Origin of the sequence: Micromonospora sp. DT81.3 (assembly GCF_049847225.1) — a bacterium.
In the GTDB taxonomy this organism is placed as follows: domain Bacteria; phylum Actinomycetota; class Actinomycetes; order Actinomycetales; family Microbacteriaceae; genus Microbacterium.
On record NZ_JBNCNY010000012.1, the window covers coordinates 28,591 to 52,217 of the forward strand.

Consider the following 23,627-nt stretch of genomic DNA (forward strand, 5'->3'; position numbering starts at 1 on the left):
ATCACTCCTTGATGTACTCGGCGGGCACCGCTGAGACGGCGTCCCCTTCGAATCGGCGGTCGAACAGCACGCCCGCTTGGAATTCGCCGGTGATGAACCCGCCGTCCACCAAGAGATCGAGCGACGACTGCGCCCACTCCTCCGCGCGGTCCCAGCTGCGCGGGAAGGACGGCTTGTTGGCGGTCGCCCAAATGCGATCGGCATCCTCGGCCGTCACGCCCTCGGTATCGACGTAGTAGAACTGCTTCCAATCGTCGGGGTTCTCCCACGCCCAGACCTGACCCTGCGCCCACACCCGGATGTAGTCGCGCACGGCACGCACGTTGTCCTCATCGGCGAGCACCTTAGTCGGCACCCAGAGGATGCTGAGAAGATCGGGCTCCTTGGACGGAATCGCCACGGCTCCGTCCTGGGCGAACTGGTCGATGTACTTCGTGACGGCCGGCTCGGAGAGCGGGGCGACATCGACCTGGCCGCCCTGCAGCGCGGTGAGGAACTGAGTGCTGGGCAACGGGACGAGTTCCACGTCGTCGTACGAGATGCCCGCGGTCTGCAGCGTGCGCAGCACGGTGTCACCCTGAGACTGCCCCTGCGAGAACGCGATCTTCTTGCCCCGGAAGTCGGCGGCGGCGGAGATGTCGGTGCCCGGCGCTGTGGCGAAGACATACGACGGCTCGGGGCGCTCGAGCACGGCGACGATCTTGGCGTCGAAACCGATCTCGTGCGCCTGGATGGGAGGGATGATCGCATTCGAGGCGATGTCGAGTGCGTCGGCACGGAAAGCCTGGATGACGTCAGGCCCGCCCTGAGCGTTCACCCACTCGCCGACGGTGAATGCCAGCGGGTCGATCGCGGCGCCGGCGGCCTCGAGCTGAAGCTGGGTCGTGCGTCCGGCGATGCGCAGCGTCGTGTCCTGGTCGGGGGCGCCGGTCGGCAGCCCGGCCAACGGCTCAGCGGCGTTGGCGGAAGCGTCGCTCGCTGTGGAGCATCCCGTGGCCGTCACGAGTATTGCGCCAGCCAGGAGTACGGAGATCACCCTGGCAATCGAGGAGGCGCGCGATGGTGAAGACATTGTGTCCTTTCGAAGTCCGACGCGAAACGGCGTTAGGAGCGATGATGCGGAGCCGACGGCTTCGCCGTCCAATCGGATACGCACGGGCATCCCATCCGCAATTCCGATGGGTCGGTGTGCACGAGGGCCGGAATCCGCAGTATTCCGCACCAGGAGCCGCCGTGATCGCTCCCTGCAGCGCGTGGGCGCGCTGGCACGCCGGTGAAGCGCGATGTCGGCGTATGAAGAACCGTGACCGCCGGCGTCGGGGTGCGACGAACGCCGGGAAAGCCGAACGTCGAGCGGCGTCGACGGAATTCGGGCCGCGGATCCTCCTACGGAGCGCAGGTCCGCGGCGACGTCCGACGGCGACGCGCGATGTTGTCAGCGCGCGACGCGCGGTGCGAGTCCGCGGTCGTCGAAGAAGGACCGCAGTGCGTTGGCAGCCGTCTCAGCGACGTGGTCCTCGACCCCGCGGCGCCAGATGAGCCGGAGCAAGATCTGCCCGGGATCGGGCAGTTCCGAGCGGATGGTAACTTCCCGGGGTCGCGGCCCGATGCTCGGTAGCACGGCGACGCCGACTCCCGCACGGGCTGCGGCGATCACCGCCTCCATGCTGCCCGCCTCGGCGGCGACCCGCACGGGGATGCCCCGCGCCTTCAGGGTGTTCAGAGCGCGGTCGCGCATTCCGGACGGGGCGACGTAGGTGATCAGCGGCAGCGGCGAGGGCGGCGGCGGGGGTGTCCAACGCGGACACGCGTACCAGTGAAGCGGCACGACGGCCACGTCCACACCGCGGTCGGCGAATGCCGACGTCTGGTTGGCATCGATGACGAGGCCGACGTCCATGACTCCGTCCTCCACCGCCCCGACCAGCTTGCTGGAGTGGTCGATGGTGAACCGTACTGTCCGCTCGGGGTAGGCGTCGCGCATTGCCGCCAGGAGGTCGGGCAGCACTTGCTCGGCCGCCGCCTCCACCGAGCCGATGTTGATCGACTGCGGTCCGACGACATGGAGCCGAGCGAGCGCCTCGTCGTGCACGGCGATGATCCGGCGCGCCTCGACGAGCAGCATCTCACCCACGTCCGTGAGCCGCGACCTCCGTCCGTCCTTCTCCACAAGCGGCTGGCCCAGCCGCTGTTCCAGAGACCGCACGTGCTGGCTCACCGTCGGCTGGCTGATGCGCAGCGCTTCGGCGGCGCGGCCGAAACCGCCGAAGTTTTCGATCGCGACGAAGGTGCGCAGCAGCGCGATCTCCAGGGTCGCTGCCATGGAGCGATGGTAGTGACTCGCATTCCCGGATGCCGTCGCCGTCGTCACTGGACGTCACCGGCGCGATCGCCATCCTCAGCCGCCGCAAGAACGATGCATCAATATGGGTCTGGGAAGGAGGCCGGCAATGCCAGCCCTCCGGGACGGTAGTGGTGACCGTTTCTTTCAGCAGACCCGGCTACACCCGTGGGCATCTGCGCCGTTCCGCGCTGTAGGGACCGGCTCGCACCAGGCAGGCATAGGGATCGCGCATCCCCGGTCGCGCTTGCAGTTTCAGAAGTCGCGGCGCGTGGTTCGCTCCGGGTCGTGTGCAGACTCAGAGGCCGTCTGCAAGCGCACCCCCTAATGCAGCGGATTCACGTTGATCACGGCGCAGGCGAAGTCTTCGGCATCCGTGTCGCTTGGGATCCCTTAGCGCTCGGCCTTGATGGTCTATTACGCGCGAACACCCATTCGATCTGATGTGCAGGATCGGTGCAGGATCGGTGCAGGCTCGATGGGACTCAGGGGTGGGCTTGCGCATCGCCAAGAATGCGCTTGTGTTGGGGTGGCGAGAGGGGCCGGTGCTGCTCTAGAGGTGACGGTGGTCGCGAGGGTCTGTATTCACGAGCGGTCCGGTGCATCTCCCATGATGCGATCGACCCGTGCGGATCGTAAAACGTCGCTGTGAACCTATCGCTGATCTGATCGTTCCGCTGTAGAAGTGAATCGAACACGCCGCGCGGCGCTTCGGTCAAGAGTTCAAACCCAGCGGTGAAGGTTGAACTGCAGGAGGATTGCAATCGAGTGGAGTCGACAGTAGGTTGCCCGCGGATTCACGCGAGTCGAAGTGCTCAACGCCGTTGCGAACATCGCGAACCTTGAGGATCGGGTCCGGGTCAAGGATGTCAATCAGCCATGCGCTGCGATCCTGGCCGAACTGCCGGCGCACACCACCTGGGTCCGGGCCGAGCGGTCGTGGCGGCCAGAACAGCTTGGACAGTTGCGCGGCCGCAGTGAGGAACGCCTAAGCCTGGGCATGGCACTCGGCGGTGAGGTTCTTAGGGAACGGCCTGATCTTCAGAACGGCATCGATGGCGTCCGCAGCCATCACCGCGAATCGCGACTGATCTGCAACTTCGACGACGTACCTGCGTTTGAGGCTCGGGTCCAGATCAGAGAACTTGCCAGCCATGGTCGTCACCCTACCCCCGACATGTAACCGCGTTCCTCCAGACGACGGTGTTGCGCTCGCCCCGGTCGATGTCCCACGCGACGACGTATACTCGGTCGTTCATCCCCACCGCCCAGGCGGGGATGCGCTCGGCGGCGAGGTGCGGCCATGACACCCACGCGCATACGGCGACGCGGCTCTTGAGCCACTGAAGTGGTTCGGGCCCATAGTCGTCCTTGGGCAGCGTGCACGGTGCGACGTTGGCGAGGACGACCTGCAGCTTCTCGTCGGTGACCAGCGTCGATCCCATCGGTCGGGGTTCCTTCCTCCGGCCGAGAGGAACAAGGCTACGCCGACGTCACCGACATCCGTTCGACGCGCCCTGTGATGCGTAGCTGGACCGGTGTCGCCCCCTAATAGGATCGGGAGCCATGTGGTGGTCGCGGACGGTCTTCTGGTTGCGGATCGGTGCTGCCCTTTTTGCCGGCGCTGTTGGCGTGCTCGCGGTGCTGGACTACTACGGCGTAATCACCCTCCTGCCGTCGTTTGAGCCGATAGTGTGGAGCATCTCGCTTGCCATCATCGCCGTGGACAACATCGGCAGCCTTATCAGCCGCGGCATACGTGCGAGGGTGGGCCGACGCAACGAGCGAATCGAGAAGGCTCTCATGGGCTTGATGATCAGCCTCGTGAAGAATAGATCGCTTCGATTCGAGGATCTCGGTGTAAGCGTCTACGTGCCGTGGTGGAGGGATCGGTTCCGCCGTCGCCCACACATGCATGTCCGGCTGAAGCGCATCGTTCGGTACAGGCCAGCGGGATATCCTCCGCAGTCTGGGGTCTCGTGGACGCCCGGGAAGGGCGTCGTAGGTGAGGCCTGGAGTCGTCGAAAGACGCGACACAAAAATTGGCATGCGATCGCCGCCCGCTACGCCGGGCAGGACATCACAGAGGATCAGTTCCTCCAGATCCCCGAGGCCACACGCTACGGATTCGCGTACGAGGAGTTCGTGTCAATCGTCGGAAAGTACTCTGAAGTGCTTGCGGAGCCGATCTGGCATGGGTGGAAGGATCGCGTCATGGTAGGCGTTCTAGCCATTGACAGGCCATACAAAGCGGAAGAGCATACGTTTAGGACTCAACTCGATAAGAAGCCGACACTGGAGGTCGCTGCCGCCTCAGCGTCGACGGTGGGCGGTATCTTGAAGCCAAAGGCTGACGGTGCGTAGGAGGGGATCATGAGCAAGGACGGTCTGACCCCGAGCCAGGAAGAGTACTTCCGAACGCTCGAGATGCTCGACCCTGAAGGAAAGCTTCGGGACAACATCGCTGACGCAAAGGAGCACCTGCGCCACGACAACGTCATCCGTGGCTTCATCCGGGTGAAGGGGTTCCAACCGAACGAGGATTGATTGCCCGTTCGCGCATCGTCACACCTAGGTGCGGAGGAACAGCAGCCCGCACTCCCGGCACTCGTAGCCGGCGGCGTGGTCCCGCAGCGCGGTTCCGCACTCGCGGCAAGGCGGCTGCGCTAGCAGGTCCTCGTCGTCCACCTGGTCACCGTTCGCCGGGGTCATGCGCCGTCGGCATCGAGATGCCGCGGCTGGGCGCGCCGAGTGGCCATCATCGTCTTGACCTTCGCCTGGAAAGCGCCGTCCTCGATGAGGGCGTTCTTCACGGCGGCTTTGATTACTAAGTAGAGCACGATGCAACCGAGTGCGCCGACAATCAGCGAGGTGGCGATGTACTTGATGGGGTCCATGGGCGGAGTATAGGCGGCGGGTACGCCGCCAGCGGGCCGAGGTTCGTCCGTTCGGAGGCTGTGGCGCGCGGGCGAGCACCGCTAGCCTGAGCGCAGACCCGCCGCCGCGTCGGTGCCAGACCCCCAGGCTGAGCACTCCCGCGTACTCGAAGCGGCGGGCGGCCGTGGTTTCAGGTTCCCCCCGAGAACCCTCATTCCCCAGGAGGTCATTCTCGGGGGGAGTCGCCTGTGATCCTACACTTTCCGCTTGTCCACAGGCTTGTCCACAGGGTGCTGAGCGCCTCCCCGCGCACCAGTACAGTCGGGGCGGTGAAAACACGCGAGCAAGCACTCCAGGACCTCGGGCACGTCATCGCCGACGCGGATGCCGTGTCGTCGCTTCTGACGCCTGGAGAAGCCGCCGCGCGCGCGTGGCATCCAGGTGGGCCGACGGTAGCGGATCTGACGACCCAAATCAGCTCAAACCGAGCTGCACGCTGATCCGACGACCCGGGTACTTACTCGCGTCGTCGGGAGGCTTTGATGAGACCGTGAGGCGTCATGCCGAGAATGGTGCCGATCTCGGCCCAGGTGAGGCCAGCGGCGCGTGCATCCTGTACGACGGCGTCGCGGCGGTCGATCGCCGCTCGGATGACAGCCAATTCGGTTCGGGCTTCGTCGGGTGTCATGCCTCCAGTGTAACTAAGTTATGTAACTTGGTTACGATCCAGACACGCGCCATGTAACTTGGTTACATACGATCACGGGGACAAGATGGACACTCGCACGAAGCGCGTTGCATCAGGTGGACTGGCCACGGGCGCGGTGGCCCTCCTGGTCGGCGGCGTCGTCGCCTTCAGTGGCTCGGTCGGAGCCTCGACGGCCGAGCCGACACCGGAGCCGACGGTGGCCTGGGTGGAGCAGTACCTCCCGGAGGGCGACGTCCCCGCACTGAGCGGCACGTCGCTCCGTCTCGGCTTCGGATCGGGTCACGGCTTGGGTTGCGGGACCCACCGGCAACCGCATCGGCCACACGGCGTAGGTCCTCGGCGCCGAAACGCCGTCCCGCGATCACCCAACGGGGCGGCGTTTCTCTAACGCGGAGGGATGAGCGACATTCGGGCGAACTCGTCGAGCACCGCATCCGCGAGGCTGCGCGTGTCCGCTATCGTTCCGGCGGTCAGCCCGTCACCGTATCGAACTTCGTTGCTCTTCGTGTGAAGCAACTCGTACTTGAAACCAATGGCGGGGTACAGATACCGCACGATGTCGTTCATTCCGGGTCCGCGGCTCGGGTGACCGTTGTGGAACTCGACGTGCCGAGACCCGGCCGTCAGCCTCGGATGTGCCGCGCGTGCCTTAGCGTCCGACTGCAGGCGGTCGTCCATGCAAAGCGCGCTCCGCGCTGCGCGATACGTCGCGTAGAAGAAGCAGACAGCCGCCCACTCGTCACCTACAGCCTGGAGCATCTCAGCCGTTTGATAGTGCTTTACGTACTGCGCCAGGTGGGCGGCCGCGACCGGAGCGCTCACGCAACGTTCACCGGTGCGCGATTACGGCCCTGGCAGCAACAAGCTCCGCTTCGAGGGCCTGAGGGGCGCCGAAGCGAAGCTCCAGCTCAAACTCATCCGCATAGCACTCGCGGACCTCGGCGAACGCGGTCACGGCCTCAAGTTGGGCGTCCAGAGTGGGCTCCCGGAGCTCGACCCACACGACCGCCCGGAGCTGACTCTCGTAGAAGTGCACGTGTAGCGAGCGAAGGGCCTCAGCACCGCCGAGGTAGGACTCGGACAGAACGCCAATCGCTTCTGCCATCACGTCGCCGTCGCCGTTGCTCACTGACCTGATCATCGGTTCACCCTATCGTCGGGAAGTCTAGATAGCCACATCACGCACTTCTAAGTGTCATTTACTGGCTCGGTAGATACATCCGGGGCTTACTACCTCCAAGAATGCTACCGGACAGCCGCGGGGCGCAAGGCCGCCGCCCGTACATGCCCTGAATCGATACATTGCATTCGCAGAACGTGGTCATAGCCCCGCAGGGTGAGAGCGCCGCGGTGAAGGGCCGCGTCGAGGGGCCGACGCACGGCCGGCGGAAGGCTCAGCGGCCCCTGCCGGAGCCACGGACCCGACACGGTGGTAGACGGCACCCGGTCGACCCGGATCTCTTGTGCCTTACACGCGTTCACGCGTCACGCATGCGCGCGTAGGTGCGAACGGTCCATCTAGAAGTTGCGCATCGCTTCCCGCCAGCTGGGGAAGGACATCGTCTCGTGTGCCGTGCCGTTGGTGTGCATCACCTGGAAGTATCCCGACCCGAGGGCGCGTACCTCGCTCTGGATTCCTGGTAGCCCGTCGACGATCCATAGATCGTCCGCTGCGCGACGTATGCGGTACGCGGGACCGCTGATCTCGGCGGTCTCGTTGTGTGGGATGGGGAACTGGGGGCACCTGGTTGCCATGACGCGGAGTCTACGGCGGGGGTTCGCGGCCTTTCCGCGTACCTTTGCCGGCGCTCTCGAGTTCAGCGGTGTTGGCGGCCGTGGTGGCGCTTGACGTTGTACAGCGCGTAGCTGAGGCGTTGGTACGCCTTAGCTTCCCGTCCGTCTCGTGCTCTGGCTGTCTGGGCGCGGGCGAGGAGTTCCTCAAGGAGTTGGTCTTCTCGTTCCATGCGGGCGGCTTCGGCGTCGCGCGTAGGCAATCTACGGCTGTCATCGTCATCCAGTCATTCGAGAACGTCAGCTGCTCGTCGCGGGCGATGCCGGAGACGGTGCTGGGGGAGACGTGGTGCTCGCGTGCGGTGGCGTTGCAGCCGAGGCCGGCGCGGATGTCGTCGGCGATCGCCTGTCGCTGTCCTGCGGCGAGCGGCGCGGGCATCAGGCTGCCTTGGTGCTCTTGGGGCGGATATTCGCCCCGTAGCGCTTCCCGGCCCAGTAGCCCGTCGGCGGCTTCTCTCGCTCGGCGTACCGGCGGCAAAGGATGATCAGGTCGCACCCGGCGCAGATGCTGCTCAGAATCTCCGCGTCTTCACGGTCGATGTAGTCGGCGGTGAACAGGTCCATCCCGAGGCATGATGGTGCCCGCTCGATCATGCCCTCCGGGAGCCGGTCGCGTGCGGCGTCGCTTGAGCTATTCACACCTCAATTGTCCTGCTGATCTGGCAAATTGCGCGTATGCACGTCGGTGATTCAGAGGGATGTAGCCTCTCCGCCGTCGATGTACTCGCGAAGGTCGCCGATCACTGACTCCTCTGAGCGATGCTCGGCTTCAGCCAGCCGCCTGATCAACCAATGCAGGGTGAGCAGGCTCGGGCCGAGCAGGTTGCTGAGGTCCACGTTGACATCGAGCTCATCCTCGGGGCCTGGGTCGTCCACCTTGACGACGATCGCGCCCTCGATCTCCTGCAGCCGCTGGTTAGCCAGACTCACCGCCTCCGGGTCGACTTCTTCTTCCATGGCCACTGAGGCGGCGTCGACGAGCACGTGGGCGGTCTGGCGCCCCGGGTCCGGGAATGGTGTCATGGCTGGATCGTAGCGCGCACCTCGGAGTCTCCTCGGGGTGTGCGTACGTCAGTGCGGACCCGTAGGGTGGGCCTCATTGTGGTGCTGGCGTAGGGAGATCTGGCCTTTGGAACCGATGGTCTTGTTGAATCTGGTTCTCGCATTGGCGGCGATCGCTTCAGCTGTGTTCGCGTTCGTTCAGGCGAAATCAGCCACCGATAGCAGGCTTGACGCGCAGGTGGCCCGCGACGAGTCACGTGAGGCTCGTGATGAGTCGGAGCGGCTGGCTGGCGAGGCGAACGAGGCATTCACTCGACAGGCGGATGCCCAAGAGGAGGCGAACCGTCTGCGGAAGGCGGAGATGACCCCACCGGACTGGAGCGGCCCGACGTTGGTCAGCGGACAGTTATACCGGGTGACGAATACGTCGGAGCGGACTCTGACGGTAACCGAATTCGAGGTCACCCCGGATGGCGCCGCGAATCGACTCGGGCTACGCAACCGACCTGACGGGCGCTATGAGCACGGCGACTCCTTCCAGTTCATGGTCTCGCGTGCGTTCGGCGGGAATCCGGAGAAGCTGACGGTGGTCTACACGCATGAGGATCAGCCGGAGATCAGCCGTTTCGTCATCACGCTGTGAGTGCTGGGATCCGCCACACAGGATGCCGCCTGTAGGGCGCGATCTTGTGAGGGCGTCAGGCGGCCGATGTCGGTGGGTCGGTGTACCGTGAAGCGCTTCCGAGCACAGGGCTCGAGCGGAGGAGGATGCACTATGGCAACTGGCGATCGTGAGTATGAGATCGAGGTGACGATCCCGGAGGGGGCGTCGAAGGCGCAACAGGACCGGTTGATCGACAAGGCGGTGGACGAGGAAGTCGAGCGCATCGCAGACGCGCTGGTGAAGGACCTATTCAAGTAGCGTCGGGTGAGCCCGGGTTTCCTCGGCGGGGGGCCCGGGCTCAGCCGCGATCACTGCTTCGGGCTGCCTGCGGCTAGTCGCTCGTCCAACCATGAGCGGACGTACTCCGCGTACGCCTCGGCGAGGCACTCCTCGAAGGTGGGTGACTGTTCGGGCTTCTTGGATGTTGTGTGTCGCTCGGAGAGGTTAGCGCCGACACCGAGGTCGTTGTGCATGCATGGACGATGCTCACCGGTTCTTCACCGCAAGCCCAGCTTGTGGACGTATCCACCGGTCCATCCCTTGCTTACGAACGCGCGTACGCAGTCGGGGTTAGTCAGATCTGCGAAGAAGGTGTCGCCTCCCTGCCGGACGAGGTTGGCACGCCAATCGATCTGAGCGCGGAAACTCGTGGCTTCCGGGATACACCTGCCCCCAACTACTACGTGGAATCGGTCAGAATAATCAGCGACAAGGACCTGGTGTCGCTGGTCCCGGACACTCGAGGCATCCCGGGAAATTACGTGACTGGTTTCACTGACCGGCGATGACAGCGGGGTCCCGGCGCTTAGCCCCGAGCCGGCGATTGAGTTATAGCACCGCGATCACACTGAAATTGATGGGACGATGAGGGACTCGAGCGCCTCTCAGCCGGGCGGCGAGCAGAGCGCGGAATCGACGTGTGTGTTCCGGCTCTTGCCGGCAGAACGGCTCATCGCGGGGGACTGGAAGATCCAGCAGGGATCGCGGTCGCGCGAGTCAGTATCGACGTTTGGCTAGCGGGCGGATGGCCGTCGGCAACCGTTCCGCCTGTGGAACCTCTAGTACGCAAGCTGCTCACGTCCCTCAGTCAACGAGCCTGAGTCGCAGTAGACCGGCGCGGGGGGATGCCCGATGAGCGCGCCTCGTACGCGCGCCCGCGACTCCCCACGACTCCCCAACGACCCCCCATGACCCAGCTCCTCGTGACCACGGAACGACGGCTGCGCGACCCTGAGGAGAAGGAAGAGAGAAAGAACAACAGCAATGCACGCAGGCACTTTGTGTGTAAGCACTCGTAACTTAGACATAAGGGGCGTACTCTGGTGCCGTGCGTGGTGGCCTGGAGCGCTGGAAGCGGGGTGTCGAATCGCAGGGGGTTCGGCAGGCGATGGCCTACGCGTTCAAGGGGACCTGTGACTCGCACCTGCGAACAGTAGCGGGTGTCGAGGCGCTCGCCGCCTACAGCGGCGGCGCTGCATGTGTAACCCGCTTCATGGCGGTCGCCGGGGATATCTCCGCCGACGCACTCGACGCTGAACAGCTACGACGTTGGGTCGACGGGCACGACCCCTTGACCGACGAGGGCCGCGGTCGCGAGCTGACCTCTCCCACTGCGGATCTAATCTTGGACGGGACGATCAACGCACCTAAGTCGTACAGCATCGCTGCGCTGATCCACCAAGAGTTGGCCGACGAGTTCGACGCGCTCCAAGACCGGCTGCGCGACCGGGTCATCACGACGTGGCAGCGCGAGTTGAACGCACGCCGCGGCGCCGGCGGTCGCATCCGGGAGTCGCTTCTCCAGGTCGAGGTCGTGGAGCTTCGACACCGCCGCTCCCGGGCGCTGGACCCGCACATTCACCGTCATCTGTGGCTGAACGTGAAGGTGCAGGGCGAGGACGGCAAGTGGTCGAACGTCGACTCTCGGGTCGCGATGAAGCTGCACACCCTGATCAACGCCGAAGGGGAACTGGCCGCGCGCACCGATCCGGAGTGGGTTGAGGCGCTCGCCCGACACGGTTACACCCTCAACGCCGATGGTGAGATCGCCGAGCTCGCGCACGCTGTCAAGCCGTTGTCGCGGCGATCCAATCAGATCGAGGCCAACCGCGCGAAGCTGCTCGTGGAGTGGCGGGCAGCGCACCCCGGACAGGACCCCGACCACGACGTTGTACAGCGGATCGACCGGCTGGCGTGGGCGAAGGATCGGCCCAACAAGCCCACCGCGGTGAACGAGGCGGAGTGGGAGCAGTTGATTCGCGACGAGCTGCTCGCGCTGGATGCCGCCCTGCTGCGACCACGCCACGCGACGCTCGCGCGAGCGGTGGGCCCGGATGATCTTGACCGAGAGTTGCTTGCGGCGAAGGCGATCGGAGATGCCGATGCCCGGTCTAGCGCGTGCGGCGGCCGGTTCAGCGTCTTTGACGTGAGGGCCGGCGCGACGCGCGCGGTCGCAGCATCCGGAGTCGTCGCCGACCGAGCTGAACTGCAGGAGGTCATCGATGAGGTCGTGGCGCGCGCCTCCCCACTGACCGTGGATCTCCTGGAGGGCGAGGATCGGCCAAGACATGTCAAGTCGTACATGGCCGCATCGACGGCTGCGCTGAAGGTCGAGCTCGCGGCACGGTTCGCCGCTCTCACACATGGGGGCGAGCCCGTCGAGCGCACCGACATCGCACGGATCGCCGGGGAGGTGCTGACGGACGACTTGGCCCTCGACGAAGGCCAGACCGACGCTGCAGCCGCGATCGCCGGCACCGACCGACTCGTGTCGGTGACCGGCCCCGCCGGAGCGGGGAAGACCACGATGCTTCGTGTCGCCCGCTGCGCGCTCGCCCGCCAGGGACGGAGCCTCGTGGTCGTGGCACCGACGAAGAAGGCAGCCTCCGTCGCGGGGCGCGAGATCGGGGCGACCGCGTCGAGCCTGCACGCCCTACTCGCGGACCACGGGTGGAGATGGGGCAGGGATGACGCCGGTGCGGAAGTCTGGACACGTCTCGCCCGCGGACAGATCGACCCGCGCACCGGCGGCGTCTACGACGGACCGTGGCGGTTCCCCCTCGTTGCGGGCGACCGCGTGGTCGTGGACGAGGCGGGTATGGTCGATCTCCACACGGCGAATGCGCTCGCCACCCTCGCGGAAGAGACCGGCGCGGGAATCGCGATGGTCGGCGACCACCTGCAGGCGATGCCCGTCGGCCACGCCGGAGCGATGGCGTGCATGACGCGGCGCGCCACCGCCGTCGTCGAACTCACCGCCGTACACCGCTTCCGCGACCCTGACTACGCCGCGCTGACCCTGCGCATGCGGGAACCGGCATCCAAAGAACACGCCCTCGCCGTCACCACGGAACTCGACGAACGCGACCTGATCCATCGAGTGACAGATGCCGGGCACGCCCGCGACGTGATGGTCGAGGCGTACTTCCGCTGGGCGAACGATCGCAAGCGCGTCGCACTGGTGACGAGCACAAACGAGGAAGCCGACGCCATCAACGAGGCGATCCAGCAGCGGCGAGTCGAGCTAGGTCAGATCAGGCCGACGCGGTTGGCGATCGGGCAAGATGAGCAACGGCTCCTTGAGGGAGACGTTGTCCAGACTCGACTGAATGATCGGCAGGCGGACGTCGAGAACCGGGCGCTCTGGACGATCCGACGGATCCTCCCCGACGCTCTCGAGCTGGCCAGCATCAGTGACAGCGCCGACCTGCGCCGAGTCAGCCTCGACTACGCCGGAAATCATGTGCATCTGGCGTACGCATCGACCGTGCACGGCATCCAAGGAGAGACCACCCACGCCTCGATCGTCGGACCGGGCGTCGACGCGTCCGGACTCTATGTCGGTATGACAAGAGGCCGGGTCCGCAACGAAGCCATCGCCATCGCACACACCGCCGCCGCGGCCCGCGACCAAGTAGCGGACAGCATGATGCGCGGCATACCCGAGATCAGCATCGACGACTCCGTTCGTGCGGCACGCACCGAGCTCGGTCGAGCCGCCCGCGACCCGAGCCCCGACGACGAGCGGGACGCGCCTGCTTGGAACGACCCGTCACGGCGACCACACGGCGCCACAGCGAACATCGATCGCGCTATCGAGTCGCATCGTCGAGACGAGGCCACGTTGCGTGAAGCGCTGGAGCAGTTGCGGGACTGGATGACCAGGAGTCGCAGCGGATTGCAGGACGTCGACGCGCGACGGACCACCGAAGACGCCCGAGAGCACGGTCGAGAGGGTGCGGAGTCCGCCACCGGAGGCGTGGAGAGCAGCCCCGAGGTGCTGCGGGGGCTCCTTGCGGACAGGACGGAGGAGTACCGCCGGAGCGTGGAACACTACTCGCAGATCCTGCGAACGCTCGACGAAACTGTCGCCGAGCGGGCGACGCGCTCGGCACTGCCCGCGCTCTCGCACGCTCGGGAGGACGCTGCTCGAGCCGGGTACACGGATGGAGCCGCGGTCCGCCTCGCGCCACCCGGTCCCTCGCTCGGGCTGTAGGCCGGCGGGGTCCGATTCGCTATCTGACAGGACATGCAGTTCATGCCTGATAGGCATCTGCGGGCGCCGTTCGAATAAGGGAGCATGCCTCGCGACCCGGCTCACGCCACAGGGATGACAGCGTTCGCCCATACCCAGCAACGCAGCTCCCTCGCGCCCACCTGGAACTGGATGCCGCACGCGACGTCGTTCCACACCACGACCACCCCGTCCACCAGCACGGCATGGGGGCCAAATCGCACCCACGCCTTGCAGGGTTTGGGCTGCGGGTCACGAGTGACGGGCAGAATGTCGATCTGGAGCTCATCAGGGGTGAGCGTCTGCAGGGGACTCTCCGATGCGATGCGCTGCAGGATCCGGTCGTCCGCCATCTTGTCGACATGGTGCGCGTAGCGTTTGCTCGTCCCGATGACCGGTCCTCCCTCCTCCCTCCTCCGGCCTCCAAGAGACTCTATGCGTGCTAGAAACTATGTTCTACACTTGTCGCTCATGAATGACATAGCTGTAGAACATGATCTAACGGTATGGCTGGTGAACGACATTCCTGCCCGCATGTTCTACGCAGGCCGCCGCTGGCGTGTCACCGACACCCCAACCCGCATCCGCGAGTCGATCTGGACCGCCCCGCTGCAGGACCATCGTGGCTTGTACGGGTGGCGGTTCCAGGCGACCGACGAGCGCGGCGCCTCCTTCGTCTTCGACGTGTACCGCAGCGAACACGACTGGCATGTGCACCGTACCTACAGCTGATTCGGGGGCCCGCATGACGGAGCGGTCGGGAGTACGATGACTCCCGACCGCTCCTATTGCAATGGGTCAGCGGACAACCCCGGTGCCGGCGTACGAGGCCGGTGCTGCTGTCGGGCCCGTAGCGTCTGCTGCGGGCCTTTCAGCTTTTGGGGCGCGGTCCACCGTGACGCCGGCAAACTTCAGTGAAGCCCCGACGTTGTCCGCGACGATGTCGCGGGTCTCGCGGGTCTGGCCGGTCTCCTTGTCGGTGTAGGTGCCGAACCGCAGGTCGCCGGCGACGATCACCGAGTCGCCCTTGCGGAGCGAGTCGGCGATGTGCCGTGACTGCTGGTTGAACACGACGACGCGGTGAAAGACCGTGCCTGCGTCCTCCCAACGGTTCGTCGTTTCGTTGAGGCGACGGTCGTTGACGGCGATGGTGAACCGGGCGTACTCGTTGCCTGACTCGCCGGCGCCGTGCTCGGGGTCACCCGTGAGGTTGCCCTCGATGGTGACCGGGATTCTTGTCGTCATCCTTCTTCCTTCCTGTCGAGAGACACCGGGTTGGCGTCTCAGTGAGCGTGAGCCTGGCTGGTCCACGCGTCCCATTCCTGCTCGTCCGTCGCGCCCTTCCACGACCGCGGCCTTGTAGCGCTGTGCCCGCTCGCACACCCAGCGCCGGCGCGGCTGAGTCGCGGTGTCGCGAGCGCGAGTCGTTCATGCCAGCCAATCGCGCCGAACCCGGCGTCGCTGGCGTCGAAGGCGGCGAGGTGAGCGACGTGAAGTGCAGAGAGTTCTTCGACGAGCGCACCGTGCCTCCACCAGCAGATCGGGACGACGCTGACGGGGACGTCGTAGCGAACGGTGAACCATTCCACCCAGTCGCGCAGGTCGACCCACTCCTGCCGGGCGTCTTGATCCGGCATCCGTCGCCACTCGACCGCGTGCAGGCCGATGGGCTCCGATGAACTGCCCCGTGCATCTGGACGGAAACCGCTGAGCTCTGCAGCCACCAGGCGCTCGATGTCTTCGGGGTCGTATTCGTTCACAGCGACTCCTCGAACGCGACGAGCTTCAGCCGCAGCCGTTCGAGCGCGAACCTCGATGCCTCCCTGCGCGACCGGTGGCGAGCCAGCACGACGTCGCGGTCGATGAGGCGATGCAGCAGGTCATGACAGTACGGATGCAGCGGCACCAGGTCATCGTGTCGCTCGAACGCGCGCCACGTACCGTCGACGAAGCGGACGCCCGCGTAGTCCAGGTGGTGGAGCTCGAGCTGGTCCTGGGTTGGCACCCGTCCGCACGCGGCGCAGGTGAGCACCGGCGCGAGCCGCTGCTGCTTGCGGAACCATCGGTCGCGGCGGGCGAACCATGCCGGCGAGTGGAGGAACTCAGATCTGTAGGAGTTCCGGACTGCGGGCTTTCGGCGATTCGTCACTCGTCCGTCACCGCCTTGAGGTCAACGGCATCCGTGGCCGCCGATGCAGGAGTGGCGGCGCCGCGAGACGCGTCGCCGAAGACCGTGCGCTGCTCACTCTCTGTCTCCCGCTTGCCCGTCTTGATGTCGCGGGCATCGCGACGCTCGTCCCAACCGGAAAGGTCAAGGAGAACCCCGCGGCGATTGCGGTAGGCGAGGAGCCCGAGGGTCTGCGGCATCCGGCGGATCTCGTCCACCGCCATGAGCGGCAGTCGCTCATGCTGCTCGCTGGTGGAATGGCCGGCTACGTGGGTCGACCAGGACCGCTGTGTGCGCCGCGTCTGCCGCGATCCGAGGAGCGTCTCGATGTCGCGGAGGTGATCGACGTGCGAAGCGCCACCGAGCAGCACTTTCGCGGTCGCTGCGGCCCAGATTGTGTCGGCCTCGGCCCTCGACCATGATGTTTCGGCTTGAGAGAGCGCCTGCAGAACGACGAACGTGCAGATTCCGCGCCCGCCGCCGTCAGCCATGATGCGGGGAAGGTTGCCCCATCGAAACATGTTCGCGATCTCGTCAAGGATGAGCCCGAGAGGGTGGGCGAGCCGTGAGCCCGGGGACGCGAGTGCCCGCGTGCGAGCCACTTCGACGACGTCGTCAAGGAGCGCGCCGAGGAATCCTCCCATCGCTGACGCGCCGGACGCTGAGCCGACGAGGTACAGCGTGTTCGCGGCGTCCAGGAACTCGCGCGGATCGAACACAGGATCGCCGGGGCGGGGCATGAGCGCTTCGCGAATCTTCGGCACCGCAAGCGGGGCCACGGCGCCCTGCACTCCGAACCAGATGGATGAGACGAGCTTGTCGTCTCCGGCGAGCGTCGCCTCGAGATTGTCGCCCCAACCCGGCACTCCGTCGGCGCGGAGGACGTCGACGGCCTTTCGCGCGGCGATGGGGCTGGTTCCCCAGTTGTACAGGTCGGCGATCGTGCGGTCGCCGACGGCCGCGGCGTGCAGCAGGCGTCCGAGCACGACACCGGATGCCTGTGCCCATTCGCCGTTCGTGGTGGAGGCCCCTAGGGCCGTACCGGTGATGATCGCTGTGCCTCGCTGCATCGCGACCAACGGATCTTCGCATCCGGCGATAGGGGACACGCGGAGCGGGTGCCGCACCCCGGAGAGTCCCTGTGGGTCGAACACGTGCACGTCACCGCGGCGCTCGCGCATTCGCATCGTCGCTGTGAGGTTGTCGTTCGTGGTCGACGTCGTGATCAGTGGGCCAGACCAGTCGAGGATCGCTGAGATGAGGACGCGATAGCCCTTGCCGGAACGAGGCGGTCCTTCGAGAGCGACCGAGTCCTCGATCGAGACGAAGACATCCATGTTCCGTGAACGTCCGACCTGCCAGCCGACGTCGGTCGCACGAGGGTGCGCGATGTCCGGCCGCAACTGGCGCGCCCGCCCGAGCACTGCCTTCGAGGAAATGTACTTGCGAATCTCGGATGCCTCGGCGAAGCCGGGGCGGGATCGAAGCTCGGCGATGAACGCGGTGTCGGACTGGCGGTAGCGCCGGTAAGCGATGAGCCCCGCCACCGTGAGACCGGCGGGCAACCCGACGGCGAAGAGGTCGACGACCCGGATCGCAGTTACAGGAAGTTCGCATCCCGCGGGCGGGGAGAAGGCAGCCGAGTCACCGCTCAGTGCAAGCCAAAGACCGGAGAAGAGGTCGCGGGCCGCCGGTCGCGCGCCGCACAGCACGTGCGTGACGAAATGGGCGAGGAACGTGAACACAAGACTGAGCACGACCGCGATGGCGATGCCAACAGCGATGGCCTTGCCGAGCAGCCCTTCGTTCATGACACGCCCCCTACAGTCCCCGCGCGGCGGCGGCCGCAACGCGCACCCACGCGTCCTTCGTCGCAGCGCGCAGATCCCCCAGGCGGAGCGCCCCCGACTTGAGCGACCGATCGAAGGGGATCCGTTCGACGGCTCGCACCTGGTCGGGAAATCCGTCGGCGATCGCCGCCGCCGCGGCGGCGCCGCCCGATTCGGCCTGCGTCACCACGATCACCGCGTTGTCGGCGAGGTGCCGAGATCGCTCGTCGCGCTGGCGCAGCGCATCGAGCAGAAGTGCGGCCGACTCGGCCGACTCGGGTGCGGCGATCGTGGGGATGATGAGCTGGTGCGACGAGTCGATCATCCGGAGCCAGCGGTCGGCGGACTCGTCGTTGCCGGAGTCGAAGATGACGACGCGGTAGTACCGGGCGGCGACCTGCATGAGCAGGTCGAACTCGGCTCGGGCGATGCGCTGATCCGTCGCGAGCAGCTCGGGGTTGGAGCGCAGCACGTCGTACCGGTCGATGGTCTGGTGGTGCACGAATCGCGTGATGTCTGACACGGATGCTTTCGGCGCGAGGAGTTCCGCGGCGACGGGGAGAAGGTCGCGGATCGTGGTGTCATACAAGCCTTGCTCTGTGCGCCAACCGAGCGTGCCGCGCGTGTCGTTGTTGTCCCAGGCGAGCACATTGCCACCGCCGTAGCGGGCGAAGACGGCCGATATCATCGCGGTCGTCATGGTCTTGCCGACGCCACCCTTGCCGTTGACGACCGCGATGGCGCGGCACCCGGCCCACTGCTGCGAGACGACGCGCTCGTTCTCTGCGCGGTCCATGACGGCGCGCGAAGGACCGACCGGGAAGCCGAGGCGTGTCAGGATGCCTCGCCACCCGCTCTGCGACTGCTCCGTCGCGCTTGGAGCAGTGATGAAGGAGGCACGAGCGCGAGGCTCCGGGACGGAACTGCTTTGCGCGGAAGTCTGCCCCGGAGCCTGTTCGCTCACCTCCTTTCCCTCTTGCGATGGGTCTGTGGCCTCGGTGGACTCGCTGATGTTGGCCTCGACCGAGGCATCCGTTATGGTTGCGTCCGCCGAGATGACGAAGTGGTGGTCTCCGCGGTCGCCCGTCGTGACGAGTTCAACCGGGATGCCGGAGCGCCGCGCCTCGTCGGCTGCGCGCTCGACGACCATCTGCCGGATGTCTTCATCCGGCGCGGCCGCGATGGGCTCGGTGCGACCATCCGGGGTCGTAAAGGTGGCGATCGGTCCGCTGATGGTCGCGTAGGTGCGCGGCCGAGTGTCGAGGCTCATCACGGGACCTCCTTCCAGGTGGCGTTGATCCAGCCGTCCAGGCTGGCGTCGTCGGGGGATGACTCCGGCCAGAACCGGTCGAGGTCGTCAGTGTTGAAGACGCGGAGGGCTGCGTCGTCGCGGTCGGGGACTTGCACCGCCTCGTCGGTCTTGAACAGCTCGTACTCCCACTCGGTCGAGGTCGCGAAGCAGTCGACGACGTACGAATGCTGACCGACGTAGGCCAGGAACACACCCATGCGAAGCCGGCGAGCCTCCTCCACGTGTGTCGCCGGGATGTTGAGTCGCTCGCGCAGCGTCGCCACCTCCTGGTGATTGACACGAAAGATGAACTTGTTCTCGATGTCGCCGACGATCGAGTACGCGAGATTTCGTTCCTTAGAGTTCGCCTCGCCAACCGCGTCGAGGTCGCCCAGCTTGTGCAGGATCACAATGTTGCTGATCCCGTAGTGGCGGGACAGCTTGAGCCACTGCTGGAACATCTGCAGCGAAGCGAGGGACGTCATGTCGCGCCAGCCCTCCTCGCGGATCAGGTACCGGCTGCGTTTCGATGACCGATCCGAGATGACCGCCTGAATCCACGCGGTCGTGCAGACCTGCGTCAGCTGCGCCACCAACTCGCTGCGGGAGAAGAGCTCGGACGTGTCGACAACGACAATGGAGGCGTCGGAGTCGAACGCGACCGTCGATTCGTCCTCGAAGAGACCGGAGAGGTCTCCGTCGACGAAGCGTCGGAGTACGAACCGAGGCTGTACGGCACCGTCCGACAGGCGGAAGTCGGTGCCGGCGTCTTCGACGATCGTGCCGAGATGCTCGTACACGCCGCGTAGCGTCGGGCGGTCGCCGGTGGCGCGGATGCATCGCTCCAGCGCGTCGTGAATGGCGGCGTGCTCGACGGCGGTGAGGCGAGTGCTGCCGAGCGCCATCTCGACGAGTGAGATGAGGGTCGTGATGCGCCGCTGGCGCACCATCTTCTCATGTTGCTCGTCGTCGATGTCCGCCCGCCGGGGGCCACGGTCGAGGGGATTCAGGCGGGCGGCGCTTCCGCCGCCGATGCGGATCACAACCCCGTCGGGCATCGCCACGGCGACTCGCGCCCACTCTCCTTTGGGATCGGAGGGCACAACGGCTTGGTGTCCGAATGCGATGGAGCGCGTGACGAGCGCCTTCACCGTCCCGCTCTTGCCGGCGCGGTAGGCGCCCAGCACGAGCAGGTTGGTCGAGAACGTGCCCCGCTCGGTGGCGTCGGCGTACGCCTCCCACGGGGAAAAGTGCCACAGGGCGTCGGCGTTCAGATCGACGCCGAGGATGGGACCTCGGTGGCCGAGCCCGGCGTCGGCGACGAACGGATAGATCCCGGCGATCTGCCTTGATGTGGCCTGATGCGCGAGAATCGCCGGCCTGGCGAGGTTCCAGTATCCGCGTTGGATGATTCCCGGGCCAAAGGGACCACGTACCGCCGCCTCCGGTAGACCGCGCTCACTCCTCTTGGTCGCCTCCGGTTGGGCAACCCGATCAGCTCGCGCAGCCTCCCGCTTGAATGCGCGGCGCTCGCGCTTGCTCAGGTCGCCCGGAACGAAGGTGGCGATACGACGGGTCATCACTTCATCCCCACGCCGATCGGGAGGGCATTCACCATCAACGCTTCGGCCTGCTGGCAATAGAGGATCTGAGGCTCCATGCCGGCACGGGCAAGGGCGTTGCGCATCCCGGCGACCGACTGGTCGAGACGCTCCTCGTCTGGGGCCGTCACCGTCAGATACGCGCCGTATCGGAACTCGCCGTGTCCTGCGACGATCTCTTCCTCCTGGCGCTCGAGAGCATCCCAGTCGGCTGCGTCCGCTGCTGATCCGTCGACGCCGCGCTTCGCGCGCAGCTTCTCGTTCCCCCGCCAGATCTTCTTGTCGTCTTCGATCCGCCTCATCGCCTTCTTCACCGAAACGGGACTGAGAACCACCGACAAGATGTGGGTGATCGCCTCGCCGGTGGATGGCATGCGGGCGAACACGACTGGCTCGACGAAGCCGATCGCGGCATCCGACCTTGGCCACTCATGGATCCACATCGTTGTGTGAACGCCCGAATCGGTGTAAACAACGCCATTCTTGCCACGCGGCTCTTCCAGGTACATGGGGCCGATAGCGACGGGATCGACTCCACGCTGCTCGTCTGCACGGTTCTGGACATTGGCGGCGAACTCGGGATCGAACGCAACACGGCTCATCGCTGCCACGTCTCTCGTCGAGAGCCAGCGGCGTACCGAAATCCTGGCCGACCGCAGCGCATCGGAGAGGTTGCGAGCTTCGAGGTAGGCAAGCGCCTTCACGGCGTCCTCACCGCCCCCAAGTGATTTGAGTTGCGGGCCCAGAGCGATCAGGTCGAGCGTGAAGATGAGGTAGTTGAGATGCGAGACGGCGAACGGCTCGGAGCGGTCCATAACCCTCTCGTAGTTCTGGCTGACCGCAGAGTCAGGGTCAACTCTTCGACGGCGAGCGACGGTCTCGTAGTACTCACGCGCGGCTCGGATCGTTGTGGGGATCGTGCGCTCCTGCAGCACGGCGCGCTTGATTCCGGGGCGCTGTGTGAAGGACGCGAGCACCGAGGACCACTGCTGTGCGAGGTCGTATCTCTCCGGGATGTCCTTCATCAGGAATCCGTCGACTTCGACCTCGGCAGTCACCGTAACGGCGCGATCGTGCGGGTTGTAGACACATGCGACGCCGTCGACATCCCACAACTGGATGGATGCACGGGCACCGGGGAGGTTCAGGGTTCCCGCCAGCTGGATGCGTTCCGGGCGATACACGTGTTTGGTCGCCTTTGAGGCGTGACGCAGTTGCTTCATGAGCCAAAGTCCTGACTGTCGAGGAGCGGAGTCGCCGTGGATGGTGATGAACGCGAAGACGCCTACAGGGAGGTAGACAGGTGCGCCGTAGAGGAGTCCTGGCGGGCCGAACCGGTTCACCGAGATCAGCACGACGATGGCCGCGGTCACGAGGCAGGTGAGCTGCCAGGCATCCATTCCCATCACCACGCCCTGGCGGGATCGGCGCGGAAGCCTCACGGGTCGAGACAGATCCTGAGTCGTCATCGCGCGGTCCGTTCCTTACGCGGGGGAGGGGGTGTGGATGCGGCAGTTTGAGGGGTCTGCGGCCGTGAGGGTGCGGCAGATCCCGGGCTCGCCGTCGCCGGCTTGCCTGCCTCTCCTGCGGACCCTGCCGGTCCGGATGGACCCTTCGGTCCTCCGGTCGACGATGTGCCTGCAGTCGAGGGGCTCTCCGGGCCGGGCCCGGCCGGGTCGGGCTTCACCCCCGCCGGAGTGCCGCGCATGCGACTGGGGATGCGCGACGCCGAGCGAGCGGCGTTCGACGCGACCCGGCCCGCGCCGGAGCCGACACGTGAGCCCACCGAGTCCGCGGCGACGGCGCCGACGAAGCTGAAGAGCCCGAAGACGGCGAAGGGCGCGAAGGCGACCAGAACGAGACCGATCAGCAGAGGCCACGACTGCGGGTTCCAGATCGTCCGGACGTCGGAGAGGCCGTTGATGATCAGCGTGACGAATCCGATGGTCAAGGGGCCAGTCAGGAGAAGGGCGACCAGTGCGGAGACATAGCGCACGACCCATTGCGGACCAACCGCCCGGACGGGGTACAGCATCCACGCAACCGGTCCCACCGCGATCAGCGCCGCCAGGACGATGTTCCGGAAGGCGAACACCAGCATCAGCAACAGCATCCCGAGAGTCAGCACCCCGTGGATGACGAATGCGAAGAAGTAGTTCGCCTGACCACCCGCCCACATGACGGACTGCAGAGTCGAGAACAGCCCGAGGGCGCCGTCCCGGTTCATGATGTACCACGTCAGGTCGTCCACCGCGTTGAGCAGGTGCCCCGTCGCCCATAGCGTGATCGCGGTGGCAGGAAAGGCGATGAAGCTTCGAAGCAGTGCGCCAACGAGCTCGGCTCTCTCGCCAGAGACCGTGGCCGCCGCGACCGACCACACCATCGCCCCGGAAAGCACAGCGAGCACCGCCCACTGCCAGAACGACCACTCGCCTGCGGCTGCGGTCCAGAGCAGCGATGCGGTGTCGAATCGCATGTTCTCTGCGACCGTGAACATCATCGCCGTGGCAGACAGCGCCATGCCGCGACCGGCGTTCTCGAATGACAGGCAGACGAGGTCGCCCAGCGAGCATCCGTACTCCACCAGGAGGGGTTTGCCACCGCTGGTCTTGATAGCCGATACGTGCGCTTCGTAGGTCGTGCATACGGTCGCTTTGCTGCCGGACAGGATTACGTTGATGAAGCATTGCTGCGGCTTGATGTCTGCGGTGTTCTGGGGGGTGCAGATGACCTGCCCCGAACTCTGCAAGCAGTCAACCGGAAAGGCTGGTGAGGTCCACGGCTCGCCAGTGACTGGCGTCGCGGCCCCAGCGGCGACCCTGATCGGGCGCTCTCCCGGCTC

Annotated in this window: 29 protein-coding genes; 6 read left to right on the plus strand and 23 right to left on the minus strand. The window is 65.8% G+C overall.

What is annotated here, in order from left to right; translation table 11 throughout:
* Position 1 precedes the first annotated feature (1 nt).
* From ACPW96_RS20180 to ACPW96_RS20195, 4 genes are all read right to left on the minus strand, one after another.
* The gene (locus ACPW96_RS20180; protein ID WP_425885249.1) at positions 2-1,036 is read right to left on the minus strand and encodes an ABC transporter substrate-binding protein; all 1,035 of its coding nucleotides are present in this window, start codon (positions 1,034-1,036) and stop codon (positions 2-4) included.
* Positions 1,037-1,435: 399 nt separating this feature from the next.
* A complete protein-coding gene (locus tag ACPW96_RS20185; RefSeq protein WP_425885251.1) occupies positions 1,436-2,323 on the minus strand; it encodes a LysR family transcriptional regulator in 888 nt (295 codons plus the stop codon).
* A 1,006-nt stretch (positions 2,324-3,329) separates the two neighbouring features.
* Entirely contained in the window at positions 3,330-3,497 is a 168-nt protein-coding gene (locus ACPW96_RS20190; protein ID WP_425885253.1) for a hypothetical protein, read from the minus strand.
* A 10-nt stretch (positions 3,498-3,507) separates the two neighbouring features.
* Entirely contained in the window at positions 3,508-3,786 is a 279-nt protein-coding gene (locus ACPW96_RS20195) for a hypothetical protein (protein ID WP_425885255.1), read from the minus strand.
* A gap of 121 nt (positions 3,787-3,907) precedes the next feature.
* Between ACPW96_RS20195 and ACPW96_RS20200 the strand changes: the two genes are divergently transcribed.
* Together ACPW96_RS20200 and ACPW96_RS20205 are read left to right on the plus strand one after the other, a co-directional pair.
* Positions 3,908-4,705, plus strand: a complete 798-nt coding sequence (locus ACPW96_RS20200; RefSeq protein WP_425885257.1) for a hypothetical protein — start codon at positions 3,908-3,910, stop codon at positions 4,703-4,705.
* Positions 4,706-4,714: 9 nt separating this feature from the next.
* Entirely contained in the window at positions 4,715-4,888 is a 174-nt protein-coding gene (locus tag ACPW96_RS20205) for a hypothetical protein (protein ID WP_425885259.1), read from the plus strand.
* 24 nt (positions 4,889-4,912) lie between these two features.
* Here ACPW96_RS20205 and ACPW96_RS20210 read toward each other — a convergent pair whose 3' ends face one another.
* The 9 genes from ACPW96_RS20210 to ACPW96_RS20250 form a co-directional block, all read right to left on the minus strand.
* A complete protein-coding gene (locus tag ACPW96_RS20210) occupies positions 4,913-5,053 on the minus strand; it encodes a hypothetical protein (RefSeq protein ID WP_425885260.1) in 141 nt (46 codons plus the stop codon).
* On the minus strand, positions 5,050-5,238 hold the full coding sequence (locus tag ACPW96_RS20215; RefSeq protein WP_425885262.1) for a hypothetical protein: 189 nt from the start codon (positions 5,236-5,238) through the stop codon (positions 5,050-5,052). Before ACPW96_RS20215 ends, ACPW96_RS20210 begins: the two co-directional genes overlap by 4 nt.
* Before the next feature lie 497 nt (positions 5,239-5,735).
* Positions 5,736-5,906, minus strand: a complete 171-nt coding sequence (locus ACPW96_RS20220) for a hypothetical protein (RefSeq protein ID WP_425885263.1) — start codon at positions 5,904-5,906, stop codon at positions 5,736-5,738.
* Positions 5,907-6,311: 405 nt separating this feature from the next.
* Positions 6,312-6,494 (minus strand): hypothetical protein, encoded by a 183-nt coding sequence (locus ACPW96_RS20225; RefSeq protein ID WP_425885265.1) that lies wholly within the window; start codon positions 6,492-6,494, stop codon positions 6,312-6,314.
* A 262-nt stretch (positions 6,495-6,756) separates the two neighbouring features.
* Positions 6,757-7,068: a hypothetical protein gene (locus tag ACPW96_RS20230; RefSeq protein ID WP_425885267.1), complete on the minus strand. Its 312-nt coding sequence runs from the start codon at positions 7,066-7,068 to the stop codon at positions 6,757-6,759.
* Between the two features lie 377 nt (positions 7,069-7,445).
* Positions 7,446-7,682 carry a hypothetical protein gene (locus tag ACPW96_RS20235; protein WP_425885269.1) on the minus strand — a complete coding sequence of 79 codons (237 nt, stop codon included), beginning with the start codon at positions 7,680-7,682 and terminating at the stop codon, positions 7,446-7,448.
* Between the two features lie 10 nt (positions 7,683-7,692).
* Positions 7,693-8,097 carry a hypothetical protein gene (locus tag ACPW96_RS20240; RefSeq protein ID WP_425885271.1) on the minus strand — a complete coding sequence of 135 codons (405 nt, stop codon included), beginning with the start codon at positions 8,095-8,097 and terminating at the stop codon, positions 7,693-7,695.
* Positions 8,097-8,282, minus strand: coding sequence for a hypothetical protein (locus tag ACPW96_RS20245; RefSeq protein ID WP_425885273.1), 186 nt, complete (start codon positions 8,280-8,282; stop codon positions 8,097-8,099). The genes ACPW96_RS20240 and ACPW96_RS20245 overlap by 1 nt, the downstream gene beginning before the upstream one ends.
* A 126-nt stretch (positions 8,283-8,408) precedes the next feature.
* On the minus strand, positions 8,409-8,741 hold the full coding sequence (locus ACPW96_RS20250) for a hypothetical protein (RefSeq protein WP_425885274.1): 333 nt from the start codon (positions 8,739-8,741) through the stop codon (positions 8,409-8,411).
* A gap of 106 nt (positions 8,742-8,847) precedes the next feature.
* Here ACPW96_RS20250 and ACPW96_RS20255 point away from each other — a divergent pair, with 106 nt between their 5' ends.
* A complete protein-coding gene (locus ACPW96_RS20255; protein WP_425885275.1) occupies positions 8,848-9,363 on the plus strand; it encodes a hypothetical protein in 516 nt (171 codons plus the stop codon).
* 132 nt (positions 9,364-9,495) lie between these two features.
* Positions 9,496-9,642 carry a hypothetical protein gene (locus tag ACPW96_RS20260; protein ID WP_425885277.1) on the plus strand — a complete coding sequence of 49 codons (147 nt, stop codon included), beginning with the start codon at positions 9,496-9,498 and terminating at the stop codon, positions 9,640-9,642.
* A 50-nt stretch (positions 9,643-9,692) separates the two neighbouring features.
* On the opposite strand, the gene ACPW96_RS20265 is transcribed toward ACPW96_RS20260, so the two are convergent.
* Positions 9,693-9,857 (minus strand): hypothetical protein, encoded by a 165-nt coding sequence (locus ACPW96_RS20265; RefSeq protein WP_425885278.1) that lies wholly within the window; start codon positions 9,855-9,857, stop codon positions 9,693-9,695.
* A gap of 854 nt (positions 9,858-10,711) precedes the next feature.
* Between ACPW96_RS20265 and ACPW96_RS20270 the strand changes: the two genes are divergently transcribed.
* Complete coding sequence (locus ACPW96_RS20270; protein WP_425885280.1) at positions 10,712-13,879, plus strand: AAA family ATPase; 3,168 nt, start codon at positions 10,712-10,714, stop codon at positions 13,877-13,879.
* A 101-nt stretch (positions 13,880-13,980) separates the two neighbouring features.
* Here the strand turns inward: ACPW96_RS20270 and ACPW96_RS20275 are convergent, their stop codons facing one another.
* Positions 13,981-14,250, minus strand: coding sequence for a hypothetical protein (locus ACPW96_RS20275; protein ID WP_425885282.1), 270 nt, complete (start codon positions 14,248-14,250; stop codon positions 13,981-13,983).
* Between the two features lie 160 nt (positions 14,251-14,410).
* Here ACPW96_RS20275 and ACPW96_RS20280 point away from each other — a divergent pair, with 160 nt between their 5' ends.
* Positions 14,411-14,629 (plus strand): hypothetical protein, encoded by a 219-nt coding sequence (locus ACPW96_RS20280; RefSeq protein ID WP_425885284.1) that lies wholly within the window; start codon positions 14,411-14,413, stop codon positions 14,627-14,629.
* A gap of 66 nt (positions 14,630-14,695) precedes the next feature.
* On the opposite strand, the gene ACPW96_RS20285 is transcribed toward ACPW96_RS20280, so the two are convergent.
* From ACPW96_RS20285 to ACPW96_RS20320, 8 genes are read right to left on the minus strand one after another with little or no spacing between them, the layout of a single operon-like run.
* Positions 14,696-15,142 carry a single-stranded DNA-binding protein gene (locus ACPW96_RS20285; RefSeq protein WP_425885285.1) on the minus strand — a complete coding sequence of 149 codons (447 nt, stop codon included), beginning with the start codon at positions 15,140-15,142 and terminating at the stop codon, positions 14,696-14,698.
* A 38-nt stretch (positions 15,143-15,180) separates the two neighbouring features.
* Positions 15,181-15,657, minus strand: coding sequence for a hypothetical protein (locus ACPW96_RS20290; RefSeq protein WP_425885287.1), 477 nt, complete (start codon positions 15,655-15,657; stop codon positions 15,181-15,183).
* On the minus strand, positions 15,654-16,046 hold the full coding sequence (locus ACPW96_RS20295; protein ID WP_425885288.1) for a hypothetical protein: 393 nt from the start codon (positions 16,044-16,046) through the stop codon (positions 15,654-15,656). Before ACPW96_RS20295 ends, ACPW96_RS20290 begins: the two co-directional genes overlap by 4 nt.
* Positions 16,043-17,875, minus strand: coding sequence for a type IV secretory system conjugative DNA transfer family protein (locus tag ACPW96_RS20300; protein WP_425885290.1), 1,833 nt, complete (start codon positions 17,873-17,875; stop codon positions 16,043-16,045). The genes ACPW96_RS20295 and ACPW96_RS20300 overlap by 4 nt, the downstream gene beginning before the upstream one ends.
* A 10-nt stretch (positions 17,876-17,885) precedes the next feature.
* A complete protein-coding gene (locus ACPW96_RS20305; protein WP_425885292.1) occupies positions 17,886-19,163 on the minus strand; it encodes a ParA family protein in 1,278 nt (425 codons plus the stop codon).
* Positions 19,163-20,764, minus strand: coding sequence for a hypothetical protein (locus ACPW96_RS20310; RefSeq protein WP_425885294.1), 1,602 nt, complete (start codon positions 20,762-20,764; stop codon positions 19,163-19,165). Before ACPW96_RS20310 ends, ACPW96_RS20305 begins: the two co-directional genes overlap by 1 nt.
* On the minus strand, positions 20,764-22,254 hold the full coding sequence (locus ACPW96_RS20315) for an SCO6880 family protein (RefSeq protein ID WP_425885295.1): 1,491 nt from the start codon (positions 22,252-22,254) through the stop codon (positions 20,764-20,766). Before ACPW96_RS20315 ends, ACPW96_RS20310 begins: the two co-directional genes overlap by 1 nt.
* On the minus strand, positions 22,251-23,534 hold the full coding sequence (locus ACPW96_RS20320) for a hypothetical protein (RefSeq protein ID WP_425885297.1): 1,284 nt from the start codon (positions 23,532-23,534) through the stop codon (positions 22,251-22,253). Before ACPW96_RS20320 ends, ACPW96_RS20315 begins: the two co-directional genes overlap by 4 nt.
* Between the last annotated feature and the right edge of the window lie 93 nt (positions 23,535-23,627).